The 257-nt window shown below is 71.6% G+C and carries 1 protein-coding gene; it reads right to left on the reverse strand.

The features are described from left to right. Window positions 1-257 (reverse strand): KR domain-containing protein (locus UK12_RS35780; protein ID WP_045307404.1); only part of this gene is annotated, 257 nt, incomplete at both ends.

The raw sequence follows: 257 nt of genomic DNA on the forward strand, positions 1-257 counted from the left end.
AGTTCGGTGTCGCCGAGTGCGGCGTCCAGGTGGACCGCGCCGGAGACCTTGGCGTCCACGACCCTGGACAGCTCACTCAGGTCACCGTCCATCAGTGCGATGTCCTGGGTGACACCGGCCGCGTGCACCACCGCGCGCAGCGGGGTGGCGAGATCGGGCGTGAGCCGCTTGACCAGCACCTCCACCGCCGACCGGTCGGCGACGTCGCAGGCCTCCAGGGTGACCTGGATTCCCGACCCGGCCAGCTCGGCGCGGAG

The sequence above is a fragment of the Saccharothrix sp. ST-888 genome (assembly GCF_000955975.1).
GTDB lineage: Bacteria > Actinomycetota > Actinomycetes > Streptomycetales > Streptomycetaceae > Kitasatospora.